The organism is Bacillus sp. IT-79MI2 (assembly GCF_949768135.1).
GTDB lineage: Bacteria > Bacillota > Bacilli > Bacillales > Bacillaceae_G > Bacillus_A > Bacillus_A pseudomycoides.
This window is the reverse complement of sequence record NZ_CATKPV010000049.1, coordinates 37,196-49,622: the sequence shown is the minus strand read 5'-3', so window position 1 is coordinate 49,622 and position 12,427 is coordinate 37,196. Positions and strand designations below refer to the sequence as shown.

At 34.3% G+C, this 12,427-nt stretch carries 11 protein-coding genes, 1 pseudogene, 1 riboswitch and 1 other annotated feature; of the genes and pseudogenes, 8 read left to right on the top strand and 4 right to left on the bottom strand.

Annotated elements, in window-relative coordinates; translation table 11 throughout:
- Positions 1 to 93: 93 nt before the first annotated feature.
- Together ACM6HU_RS06060 and ACM6HU_RS06055 are read left to right on the top strand one after the other, a co-directional pair.
- The gene (locus tag ACM6HU_RS06060) at positions 94 to 858 is read left to right on the top strand and encodes a 4'-phosphopantetheinyl transferase family protein (protein WP_414848075.1); all 765 of its coding nucleotides are present in this window, start codon (positions 94 to 96) and stop codon (positions 856 to 858) included.
- Positions 859 to 971: 113 nt separating this feature from the next.
- A complete protein-coding gene (locus ACM6HU_RS06055) occupies positions 972 to 1,520 on the top strand; it encodes a hypothetical protein (RefSeq protein WP_016114823.1) in 549 nt (182 codons plus the stop codon).
- 39 nt (positions 1,521 to 1,559) lie between these two features.
- Here ACM6HU_RS06055 and ACM6HU_RS06050 read toward each other — a convergent pair whose 3' ends face one another.
- On the bottom strand, positions 1,560 to 1,832 hold the full coding sequence (locus ACM6HU_RS06050; RefSeq protein ID WP_016114824.1) for an HU family DNA-binding protein: 273 nt from the start codon (positions 1,830 to 1,832) through the stop codon (positions 1,560 to 1,562).
- A gap of 306 nt (positions 1,833 to 2,138) precedes the next feature.
- Between ACM6HU_RS06050 and ACM6HU_RS06045 the strand changes: the two genes are divergently transcribed.
- Positions 2,139 to 3,086: an MBL fold metallo-hydrolase gene (locus ACM6HU_RS06045; protein ID WP_016114825.1), complete on the top strand. Its 948-nt coding sequence runs from the start codon at positions 2,139 to 2,141 to the stop codon at positions 3,084 to 3,086.
- A gap of 55 nt (positions 3,087 to 3,141) precedes the next feature.
- On the opposite strand, the gene ACM6HU_RS06040 is transcribed toward ACM6HU_RS06045, so the two are convergent.
- Positions 3,142 to 4,509 (bottom strand): alanine/glycine:cation symporter family protein, encoded by a 1,368-nt coding sequence (locus ACM6HU_RS06040; RefSeq protein WP_016114826.1) that lies wholly within the window; start codon positions 4,507 to 4,509, stop codon positions 3,142 to 3,144.
- 106 nt (positions 4,510 to 4,615) lie between these two features.
- Positions 4,616 to 4,737, bottom strand: a riboswitch (glycine riboswitch).
- Positions 4,738 to 5,007: 270 nt separating this feature from the next.
- On the bottom strand, positions 5,008 to 5,592 hold the full coding sequence (locus ACM6HU_RS06035; RefSeq protein ID WP_016114827.1) for a hypothetical protein: 585 nt from the start codon (positions 5,590 to 5,592) through the stop codon (positions 5,008 to 5,010).
- Between the two features lie 193 nt (positions 5,593 to 5,785).
- Between ACM6HU_RS06035 and ACM6HU_RS06030 the strand changes: the two are divergent.
- Positions 5,786 to 6,094 (top strand): annotated as a pseudogene (locus ACM6HU_RS06030) (hypothetical protein).
- Between the two features lie 64 nt (positions 6,095 to 6,158).
- Here ACM6HU_RS06030 and ACM6HU_RS06025 read toward each other — a convergent pair.
- On the bottom strand, positions 6,159 to 6,941 hold the full coding sequence (locus tag ACM6HU_RS06025) for a hypothetical protein (protein WP_414848074.1): 783 nt from the start codon (positions 6,939 to 6,941) through the stop codon (positions 6,159 to 6,161).
- A 142-nt stretch (positions 6,942 to 7,083) separates the two neighbouring features.
- On the opposite strand from ACM6HU_RS06025, the gene ACM6HU_RS06020 reads away from it, so the two are divergent.
- The 4 genes from ACM6HU_RS06020 to thrS all read left to right on the top strand — a co-directional run bounded on the left by ACM6HU_RS06020 (position 7,084) and on the right by thrS (position 12,342).
- Positions 7,084 to 7,899, top strand: a complete 816-nt coding sequence (locus ACM6HU_RS06020) for a hypothetical protein (protein ID WP_016114830.1) — start codon at positions 7,084 to 7,086, stop codon at positions 7,897 to 7,899.
- Between the two features lie 67 nt (positions 7,900 to 7,966).
- Positions 7,967 to 8,593, top strand: a complete 627-nt coding sequence (locus tag ACM6HU_RS06015) for a DUF4937 domain-containing protein (RefSeq protein WP_016114831.1) — start codon at positions 7,967 to 7,969, stop codon at positions 8,591 to 8,593.
- A 276-nt stretch (positions 8,594 to 8,869) separates the two neighbouring features.
- A complete protein-coding gene (rluF, locus tag ACM6HU_RS06010; protein ID WP_016114832.1) occupies positions 8,870 to 9,577 on the top strand; it encodes a 23S rRNA pseudouridine(2604) synthase RluF in 708 nt (235 codons plus the stop codon).
- 300 nt (positions 9,578 to 9,877) lie between these two features.
- Positions 9,878 to 10,106 (top strand) — a binding site (T-box leader).
- Between the two features lie 310 nt (positions 10,107 to 10,416).
- Positions 10,417 to 12,342: a threonine--tRNA ligase gene (gene thrS / locus ACM6HU_RS06005; RefSeq protein WP_016114833.1), complete on the top strand. Its 1,926-nt coding sequence runs from the start codon at positions 10,417 to 10,419 to the stop codon at positions 12,340 to 12,342.
- Positions 12,343 to 12,427 lie beyond the last annotated feature (85 nt).

Below are 12,427 nucleotides of genomic sequence, written 5' to 3'. Positions count from 1 at the left end.
GGGGAAATGCTAGTGGGGATATTTGCTGAAGGATGGAATAGGTTCCATACTTTTCTTAGTATGAATATTGGATATAAAAAGGGGAGAATTTTTATGAAAGATTGGGAGATTGTAGATTCAGTACCAGAGTTAAGAAGTCATCACTGTCAAGTATGGTGGGCGCGAATTTCAGACTTGCAATCTTGGCACTATAGTTTATTAAGTGAAACGGAGCGTGAAAAAGCAAATTTGTTCCGTCATTCTGAGGACCGAGCAAGATTTATGATTGGATGTGCAATTAGTCGATTGGTACTAGGAAAACAACTCGCAATGTCTCCGCTTCAAGTACCAATCGATCGAACCTGTTCAGTTTGTAAGCTAGCGCATGGATGTCCGCAATTACCTGTAGGCATGCCGCAGCTATCTGTGTCACATTCAGGAGAACGAGTTGCTGTTGCGTTTACAACATCTACACCTATTGGTATAGATGTAGAACAAATAAATTCTAATATTGATGTACTTAAGATGGCAGTAGGAGTATTAACAGATATAGAAATTGCTCAGTTAATGCAACTGCCAGTTGAAAGGCGAATTGAAGGGTTTTTAACATATTGGACGCGGAAGGAAGCGATACTTAAGGCTACTGGCGAAGGGTTAATGATGTCACCTTCTAATCTTACTGTATCAACTCCAGATCATTTACCGGAACTCCTTGTTTTTCAGGATAAGTCACAGCTTGTTGAGACTACAACTTTGATGAATTTGCAACCTGGCTCAGGCTATGTTGCTTCAATAGCTTTATTAAACAAAGATGTAACAGAAATGAGGCAGTTTGATGCCGGAAAGCTTTTGCAGAGTAGTAGACTTCTCCCTCATTAATGAATAGTAATACTTTAATTGACGAAGGTGTGTACGAATAATACAGATACCTAGAGTGAAAATGTTCGCTTGAGTGGTTGCTAGATTATATAAATATAGAGGAGGTGTTAGTCATGTTAGTAGTGGAAAATAGAAAAAGAGAATTGGCTGATGCTACAGTATTTAAAATGGTTAAAGATTTATTGTTTTCTAAAGAGACGTCATCTATTACGTCTTTAGAAAATATGGTGAAAGATATAGTTCAGCTCAATGTTGTGGAACAAGAAATGTTAGATAGGGAATATATTCCAAAAGAAGTAAAAAGCTTTTTTGATAAAAATGGAACATTTCTTTACCGAGTTTCATCCATTAGTTACAAAGGAAAGGTGTTATCTGAAAATCTGATTTTTACTGATACCTCACTATTACCAAGTGAAATTGTGAAAGAGTTAGAAGGTGGAAACGTTCCTATTGAAAACCTAGTTGAGCAAATGGAAGTAAGAAAAAACATACTATATCAAGGATATCAGCCTTCTGGAAATATTATTGAACTGTTTGATGGCTGCTTATTACAATCTAGTATATACCCTACGAGAAAATATCAAATCGTAAGTAACTGTAGATGCTTATTTTATATTTGTGAAGTATATCATGCGGATAATATATATGAAGTAATGAGATAAATCACAGTATAAAATAACCCAGCCTAGGCTGGGTTATTTTTATTTTACAGCTTCTTTTAATTCTTTTCCTGCCTTAAAGGCTGGAACTTTCCCCGCTGCAATTTGAATTTCTTCACCTGTTTGCGGGTTGCGACCTGTACGCGCAGCTCTTTCGCGTACCTCAAATGTTCCGAAACCAATAAGTTGTACTTTGTCGCCAGTTTGTAAAGCATCCGTAATTGTGTCAAATACAGATTGGACAGCTGCTGAAGCTTCTTTTTGTGAGATATCGGCTGTTTGGGCCACATTTTTAATTAATTCAGTTTTGTTCATTTTTTCACCTCATATTAATTTTTTTGTCTAGGTTTGTTTTTGTAATGAGTGATAGAATGTAGAGATATTGTTGAAAAGATTGATAGAATCACATTGTTATCTTAAGTTCGGTGAAAGAAGCGGAATCCCTGCAAAGTATTGATGAATTTATTTTTTTCACCTCTTTAGAAAGAAGGATTTGTATAGAAAATAATAAAAAAACATAACTCGCATGAAAGTATTTATTAAAAAAGGCATTTCAACAGAGGAAATCGAAGCTGAATATTTGTATGAATAGGTAAAGCTATATGAGGAGGGAATAGGTATATGCAGAAAGAATATTTTAGTGAACATTTTGATGTTGAGAATATAGAAGACGGTATTTATGCTGCGATTGCAAAGGAAGGAGGAGGCTCCTTAGCCAATGCCGGTTTTGTTGATATAGGAGATCAAACGATTATTTTTGATACGTTTAACACACAACAAGCAGCTGCAGATTTAAAAGAGATAGCAGAAGAAATAACAGGTCATTCTATATCATGGGTTATTAATAGTCATTGGCACGGAGACCATATTCGTGGAAATCAAGTTTTTGAAAATTGTAATATCATATCTAGTCATAAAACATACGAGCAAATGGCAGAAATTCATCCTTTCAGAATTGATAAACAGAAACAAGACATAGAAGGTTTACATACATATATACAATCCCTACAAGATCAATTCACTCAAACAAATGATGAAGGCTTACGAAAACAGATTTCATTCTTAAATCAGTTAGCGGTTTCATTACCTACACTGCAACTTGTATTACCTCAATATTCTTTCCAAAATGAATTTACTATACATGGTTCAAAGAGAACTGCAAAATTGATTACGTTAGGCGGGGGCCATTCCGTTTGTGATACGATTCTTTACTTACCTAAAGAGAAGGTTTGTTTTATGGGTGATTTGTTATTTGTGAAATCACATCCTACTTTTTTTGAAGAATCTAATCTTCAAGAATGGAAGCGTATGTTAGAAATGATTGAGGAATTTGAAATTGATAAAGCAGTACCAGGACATGGCCCTGTAGGTGTAAAAACAGACTTGAGAAAAGTAATAGAATACATTGAAGAATTAACAGTTTTAGTTAGAGAGAATACAAGTATTGATGAGGTCAAATGTCCGAGTGCTTATAAAAATTGGCATGCTCCTGAGGTTTTTACATCAAATTTAAAGTATTTAAAGAAGGTAATGAAATTATCAATTTTGCAAAGTAATGTTATGAAATAATACAAATAAAGGGTATCCCATTTCTATATGGGATACCCTTGGCATTAAATGTTGATTAACTTGCTATTTTTTTATTTGATGGTTTGAGTTTTTCAGCTTGTAAGAAACGATTTGTTTCTGCTACCACAACACCACTTAATCCAATTAGACCGATTAAGTTTGGAATAGCCATAAGTCCGTTTGCGATATCAGCGAACGTCCAAACGATTCCGAGTTTTAAGTTGGCACCAATTGCAATCATTACAATGAAGATGGCTTTATAGTATTTCACAGCACCTTGTCCGAATAAATAAGCTACACATTTTTCACCATAATAAGACCATCCTAAAATAGTGGAGTAGGCAAATAATATGATTGCAATACCAAGTATCATACTACCAGTATCGCCAAATACAGATTGGAAAGCGAGTGTTGTTGCTTCAACACCAGTTTTTCCAGATTTCCAGGCGCCTGTTGTAATTAACACTAAACCAGTAATTGTACAAACAATAAATGTATCAAGGAAAGTTCCTGTCATTGACACAAGCGCTTGTTTAGCAGGTGAATCTGTTTTTGCAGCAGCAGCAGCAATTGGAGCGCTTCCTAAGCCTGCTTCATTGGCAAATACTCCGCGTGCCATCCCAATTTGAATAGCGGAAGCAATTGTTGCACCGATAAAACCACCAGCCGCTGCAGTACCTTGAAATGCACCAGAAAAAATAAGTGAAAATGCTTCTGGAACTTGATCAAAATGATAAAAAATAATAATGAGACCAGAAATTACATAAAAGAAAGCTTTAAGTGGAACGAAAAATCCAGTGACTTTCCCGATTTTTTTTACGCCACCTAAAATAACAATCGCAATTAAGAAAGCCATTAATATACCAGTTAAAGCAGGGGGAAACGAAAAGTTTATTCTCATAGCTTCTGCAACGGAATTCGATTGCACCATATTTCCGATTCCAAAAGAAGCGGTTGTTCCGAAAATGGCAAATAAAATTGCAAGCCATTTTTTCCCTAAACCACGTTCTAAGTAATACATTGGACCACCGGAATATTCGCCGTTTTCATTACTAATACGATATTTTACCGCGAGGATTGCTTCTGCATATTTCGTGGCCATACCGAACAAGGCAGTAATCCACATCCAAAATATTGCCCCTGGCCCACCGATTGTAACAGCTGTTGCGACACCAGCTATATTTCCCATCCCGATGGTCGCGGCCATTGCTGTCATGAGTGCTTGGAAATGACTAATATCCCCCGAAGAAGATGTATCTTCTGATTTTCGAAATGCTAGTTTGTGAGCGTATAAAAGTTTACTAAACTGCAAACCTTTTAGACGAACTGTGAGAATGATTCCAGTCCCGACTAGAAGGAATAAGGTTGGTAATCCCCATACGTAGTGATTGATTTGTTCTAATACTTTACTTACTGTCTCCATCTTTATTCTCCTTTTAGAAAAAATAAAAAACCACTTCACATAAATGAAATGGTCTCTGGAGAAACAAGGAATAGAAAAATAAACCGATACAAATCGGCGTTTTCTTTCTCTTGTCTCTGTCCTTTTACCTGAGAGATTATCCACTAATACAGCGGATTTGCTCCTTCGGTGCTCTGTTTCCTCTGCACTATATGATAGGCGAGAGGGAGTCTCTCCAGAGATTCGTCCCCATGCAGTTCTACTTGTAACCAAGACCTGAGAGTTTCAAAGTTGAGTCATCAACTTTTTGCCCCGTCGGTAGATCAATTGATCTTCTCCTGAATGGTTCATCCGAATTATGTGATTAAAAACTTAATTATATTGATATGAAATGGTTTATACATAATCAATAAACAACATTATAGGTTCCTTATAAATGAATTGCAATCATTTTTTATTGGAAGATACTTTTTAACAAAAATTTTATCTCCTGAAATGGGAGGAGATTATAGAGTGAATTTATTTTTTGGTTATTCCTAATATACCTTCTAGTTCAGCTAACGTAGATAAGGCTATGACAATATTTTGATCAGCAAGACCTAAAGATTGCGCAGCATTTTCTAAACTATCTTTTAAGGGTTTCTCATTATTTAATCCTTGCGTAACAGATAATGCGGCATTTTCCATACAATTTGAAGCGGCTATAAACGTGGTTTTAAAATGACTGATTTTCTGCTTCAGTGCGGGGTCTTTCATTTTTTCTTCAGCTTTAAATATCTCCGTGTTTTTAGAAATCTCGTTGAATTGGTTTGCTATATGACTCATTTTATCTAATAGTTCAACTGTATTTATGTTATCTGGATTTGAATTTAGTTTAGTCCATGTTGGTAACCAATCTTGTTCCACGATATTATCGTAGTTTGTAGTAAGTAAATCAATTCGGGATTTTAATTCTTGTTGATAGATTTTTTTATCGACAGGTTCCTTAGAAGTTTTTATTGTTGACTCATTAGCGTAGTGTGACAAAATAATCACTCCCATGCTCATAATAATCATTATGCTAAAAAGCCAAAACCACCATTTTTTATAGAACGATTTTTTCATTTGGTATTTCCTCCTAATATGCAAAACATAAGCTGTATTAATCTATAATAACAAGTTACATAGTTAGAAGTTGTTGTATTTTGTCGAAAAAAGGAAGGGATTGAAGAAATAAATAATAATGGGATTATACAGTAAGAATTAGTAAAATATTAAATGATATTACTTTTAATAACATATAAGGATGAGGTTTTCGATGGAGAAAAAGAGACGGAAAATATACTCAAATATAATTATGGTAGTAGTTTTAGGTGGACTATTAGTGCTAATATTCATGACGAAAGAATCAAAGATTAAAGGTTTTCCAGTTCCTATGTTAGCTATTCATATTGAAGATGACAATTAAGCAGATTACCAATATATAAGTCTAATGCCTATTTCAAAAGTAAAGGGATGGGAGAACCTTGGAGAAGATGGGCATACTGTAGTATTTCAAAAAGGAGATAGGAAGGTGATTGTATTACGCTATCCAGGAGAAAATACTTATTATTTGTTTGAAGAATAGTTTAAGATATCAGCGGAATAGGACATAAACAGGATGATTACTTTGTCTATGTCCTATTTATTATTTAAGATAACAATCCGAGTTCCTTTGCATCTAGTGGAGAAAGACTTAATTTCTGAACGAAGAATGCATGAAGTGAGATTTGTTCTTTGATTTTAACCCATTCGTGATAACAGGAAAATAATGTTTGAATATCATTATTAAAATATTGTTCTACTAGTATACGAATCAATTTCGTACTTCGCCAATAATCATAAAAAGCTCCCGCATATGATCCACTTTCCGCAGACTTGCCGAACTTATTTAAAGGGTAATTACTAAATTCAGCTTGATATATGCTAATTAATTCATCTTCTACCTGCATAATTGTTTTAAATTGTTCATGTGACATCATTAGTTTTCTTGGTAAATAAAAGCATATGCCTTCTTCAAACCACATCGATTCTTCATCAATTTCATCAAAATCACTATGGAATTCTTTAGCGTGATGTACAAATTCATGTGCAGCAATAGTTGCGATGTCGAGTATATTAAGTTGCTTATAATATTGCTGAGCTTTTTTAAGTTCTTTTCCGTCAGTTACAGATAAGTAGATATTTTTCCATACATCAATAAGTGGTGTAATATGAATCAAATCACGTGAAGTATAAGCTGGCATAGGAATATTTGAATAAACTTGTGTTGCAGATTCTAAATCGTGAAATACGATTCCTTTTGGTGGTGAGAGGATTGTAACCTTTTCTTGCAATAAAGGTATGAAGCTTTGTAATTCGTTTAGTAGTTTCAAACCTTCTGCTTCAATCTCTTGAATATGAGTTGAATCGGTTACTGAGAATGCGAGTTTCATTGTAAACATACTCCTTTTATTGGATTATTTAGTAAATATATTATAAGCATACCATGATAAAGTTTCTTTTTGTTTTTATTCTGAATCTTTTGTCTTATAATTAATTTGTATATAACACTTTATATAGAAATGAGCTGATTGATTGTCAATTATTAAGAAAATAGGTCGTTTTTGTCCCGTAGATGACACAGGATACATTATTAATGATTCACATATCAATAACATTCAACCAGTCTTTTTGAAGGTTATACAAGAAGTAAAGGATATATGTTTTCATTTGCTACAGGATGACCTTCATAGCATTTATATAAGAGGATCTGTTCCAAGAGGAATTGGAATAGAGGGAATTGCAGATATAGACACAATTATATTAGTTCGAAAAGATCCGAAGGCAATAGACCTGGAATGGATCGAAAGTATAGAGCAACAATTGCTTCAAAAATTTGGTTGTATATCTGGGGTGGAATTAAGTTTTTATGATGTTGAAGAAGTGTTACATTCCAGTCGTTTTTCGTTTATAAGCTTTATGATTCAAACACATGGAGTATGTATACTCGGTGAAGATATAAGATCACAGCTACCTAAATACAAAGTAAGTCGAGAATTAGCACGTGAACATCTTATACATTTACAGCCACAAATTGAACAAGCATGTAAAGAATTAATTCATAATAAAGGTAGGGAAGATATATTAGATTGTTGCCGCTGGATTATGAAAATCATAGTTAGAGCAGGATTAGCATTAACAATTGATAAAGAAGGACTTTATTCTAGAGACCTTTATCCAGCGTATGAGTTGTTTAGTAAGCATTTTCCAGAGCAAGAACAAAATATGAGGAAAGCGCTGCAATATGCAGTTAATCCTATAGACGACATAATGGAAATTACAGCATATTTAGATAACTTTGGGAGTTGGATGATAAAAGAAGCGAATTATTATTTAAATAATAGTGAATGAAGCAAAACATAATTTTATTATGTAAACAAATAGTGCCATTTTTTTAGTTATAGTAAGGGGGAGCAGCATGTTATTAAAAACGATATTTTGTCAGGTAGAAAAAGAGAAAAAGGGTTTGTTTTCAGAGGCGCAAGAGAAATGGAGAGATTTACAAAACTTAGAGGGATTTCATGGACAGTTCGGGGGCTGGGATGAAGATGAGGCCTGTGTATTTACTGTTTGGGAAAACATGAATACATATCAAACATTTATGAATGAAATGCATGATCCAATTTTTCATAATAGTAATCAAAAGGATACGTATGTATCTTGTGAAATAGAGTTATTTCAAACGTTATTTGAAATGAAAGCTACTCCGTTTACGAATGTACTTGCAAAAAATCTATTTGTCAGCGCTGCAGTTTGTGATGTGAAAAGAGGAAGGGAAGAGCACTTTTTGCATATACAAGAAACAATTTGGAATAAAGGAATGGAAAAATCAGAAGGAATGTTAGGCGGCGTTGTGGGAAGGACTCTTAAAAACTCCCATCGTTATGTAGTCATTTCTTTTTGGGAAAATGAAATGTCACATCGGCGTTATGTGAAAGAAATTTTTCCTGGATTATATGAATTAGCTCATGTAACGGAGGATGTTGAAAATATAAATGGGAAGCAAGTTGCGTGTATAAAAGAATGGTCTGTATATGAATTGTGAAAAAAGTGAATAAATGATGTTATATCTAGGGTAAATGCTTTTAGTAGTTATAGTTGTATGAAGGGTTAGTTCAAAAGTAGAAGGTGTGCAGTGAATGTATAATTGGTATGTCGTTCAATGAGACGAATTCTTTTCTTTTAAACATGAAAATTATAGAAGACGTCATATACCCTTTCATGTTAATATATTTAAGTTATAATAGGAGGCTTACCCTTTTGTATTGTACGGTAGAAGCAGTGTGAGCTTGAAATTTTTAAAGAAAAGGATGTGCCTAACTTGCGTATAAATAAATTTATTAGTGAATCTGGAAAAGCATCGAGACGCGGAGCAGATAAGTTAATTAATGAAAGAAGAGTAATTATTAACGGAAAGGTTGCAAAAATAGGTGACCAAGTACAACCAGGTGATGACGTGCGAGTAAATGGAGAGCAGCTTCGAATTGCTCGAGACCATGTGTATATCGCTTTAAATAAACCAGTAGGTATTACATGTACAAGTGAAAAGGCAGTTAAAGGTAACATTATCGATTTAGTGAATCATCCTTTACGAATTAATCACGTTGGACGTCTTGATAAAGATTCAGACGGTTTAATTTTGTTAACGAATGATGGCGATATTATTAATGAAATTTTACGTGCTGAAAATAAACATGAAAAAGAATATATTGTTTCAGTAGATAAACCGATTACGCCTGAATTTTTAAAACAAATGGCAGCGGGTGTTAAAATTTTAGGAACAAAAACACTTCCTTGTGAAATAACACAGTTATCAAAATATGAATTCCAAATTATTTTAACACAAGGATTGAATCGCCAAATTCGTCGTATGTGTGAAGCTTTAGGTTATCAAGTATACACATTAAAACGTACGCGAATTATGAATATCGAGTTGAATAATTTACCAGTTGGACAGTGGAGAGATTTAACGAAGAAAGAGAAAAAAAGATTATTTGCAGACTTAAACTACGAACCACAAGATTGGTAAAAAAGAGAGGGTAACCCGAAACAGTGAATTGTTTTGGTTTATTCTCTCTTTTTTTATCCCGCATTAATGGGCAGTAAGACCCCCACCTCAAGATTCAGAGAAAAACGAGGAAGATAGTTGGGAAATCAACTGCTCGTAAAAGCCCGATTGGTGAGGGATGATAATCAGTGGGGATGAGAAAAGCCCCCACTGATTAAAGTTTCACTTTATGTTTGGAAATCTTTTTTTATTTTTATTTTTAAAACACTTGCCAAAATAAATGGAATAGGATATATTAAATAACAATTAATGGATGTTGTTTTAAAAGCAAAGAAAAGGACACGAGTTATTTTTAACGGTTGTACAGAGAAGGAAGGAACGCTGAGAACTTCCTAACGCAAGTAGAATAACTTACCACCTTAGAGCTGCACTAGGGAAAATAAAAGTATCTAGTGCCGTGTAAGCGACGTTACCGCAAAAGAAGCCATTGTATGTTTAATATGATGGGAATCTGGGTGGAACCACGAATATAAGCATATTCGTCCCTATTATTAGGGATGAGTATGCTTTTTTATTTTTAATTTCATAATAAGCGAAGAAAAGGACACGAGTTATTTTTAACGGTTGTACAGAGAGGGAAGGAGTGCTGAGAACTTCCTAACGCAAGTAGAATAACTTACCACCTTAGAGCTGCACTGGGGAAATTAGAGTATCTAGTGCCGTGTAAGCGACGTTACCGTAAAAGAAGCCATTGTATGTTTAGTATGATGGGAATCTGGGTGGAACCACGGGTAAAAGCACGCTCGTCCCTATTATTAGGGATGAGTGTGCTTTTTTATTTATGAAATGGAGCGATTAAAATGAGAGAACAGATGATTAACATTATTTTTCCAGATGGTAGTGCCAAAGAATATGTAAAAGGAATTACTCTAGAAGAGATTGCAGCATCAATTAGTCCGAGTTTAAAAAAGAAAGCAGTCGCAGGAAAGGTGAATGACCGATTATTTGATTTACATCGAAATATCGAACAAGATGCCAAAATTCAAATTATAACTATGGATTCAGATGAAGGAGTAGAAGTTGCGAGACATACTGCTGCACATATATTAGCGCAGGCTGTCAAAAGAATATATGGCGATGTAAAACTGGGTGTAGGACCTGTTATTGAAAATGGATTTTATTACGATATGGATCTTGCTAATAGTATAGCTGTAGAAGACTTACCTAAAATTGAAAATGAAATGCAAAATATTATAAATGAAAACTTGAAGATGGAACGAGTTGAAATTACTAGGGAGGAAGCGAAAAAACTTTTTCAAGATATAAATGATCACTTAAAGTTAGAGCTTTTAGAAGCAATCCCTGAAAATGAACTTGTAACAATTTATAAACAAGGAGAATTTGTTGATTTATGCCGTGGTCCGCATTTACCGTCAACTGGTTACTTGAAAGCATTTCAATTAACTCATGTTTCCGGTGCATATTGGCGAGGAGATAGTAACAATCAAGTGCTTCAGCGTATATATGGCGTTGCATTTTCTTCTCAAAAAGAATTAGAAAATTATTTGCAGTTTTTAGAAGAAGCAGCAAAGAGAAATCATCGTAAGTTAGGAAACGAACTTGAATTATTTATGTTTTCAGAAGAAGCACCAGGAATGCCCTTTTATTTACCAAAAGGACAAATCGTTCGTAATGAATTAGAGTCCTTTTTAAGAGAAATACAACAAAAATATGATTATCAAGAAGTTCGTACTCCTATTATGATGAATCAAGGCCTATGGGAAGAATCAGGGCACTGGGATCATTATAAAGATAATATGTATTTTTCAGAAGTAGACAATAAAAGCTTTGCATTAAAGCCGATGAATTGTCCCGGACATATGCTTATATTTAAACATAAACTACGCTCATACCGTGATTTACCAATTCGGATGTGTGAATTTGGTCAAGTACATCGCCACGAATTCAGCGGTGCATTAAATGGATTATTAAGAGTTCGTACATTTTGTCAGGATGATGCACATTTATTTGTGACACCTGAGCAAATAGAAAGTGAAATAAAGTCAGTGTTAAAACAAATTGACTATGTCTATAGAACATTCGGTTTTGAATATGAAGTGGAGCTTTCAACAAGGCCTGAAGATTCAATGGGTGATGATGAGCTATGGAAGCAAGCAGAAGAGGCCCTTGAAAATGTACTGAAATCATTAAATTATAAATATAGAGTGAACGAAGGAGATGGGGCATTTTACGGACCAAAAATTGATTTTCATATTAAAGATGCTTTACAAAGAAGTCATCAATGCGGAACAGTTCAACTTGATTTTCAAATGCCAGAGAAATTTGATTTGAATTATATTGATGAAAGAAATGAGAAAAGAAGACCGGTTGTTATTCACCGTGCTGTATTAGGCTCTTTTGATCGTTTCCTAGGAATACTAATTGAACATTTCGGAGGGGCATTCCCAACATGGTTAGCTCCAGTTCAAGTAAAAGTAATTCCTGTTTCTACTCTAGTACATGAACAATATACAAAAGAAATTGAAGAAAAGTTAAAGAGCGTTGGCCTTCGCGCCGAACGAGATGCTCGTAGTGAAAAATTAGGGTATAAAATACGAGAGGCACAGCTCCAAAAGATACCATACATTCTTGTTATTGGGGATAAAGAAATGGAGAATGGATCTGTAAATGTGCGTAAATATGGTGAAGAAAAATCTGAAGTGGTTTTGCTATCTGCATTTATGGAAAGTATACGGAAGGAAGTTTATAATAAAGGATCTAAGTAATAAATCATAAATCAATCAGGTTGAAACACACTACTTTAAGTAAGTAGTGTGTTTTTTACTATCATAAAGAAATTATTCGAAGTTA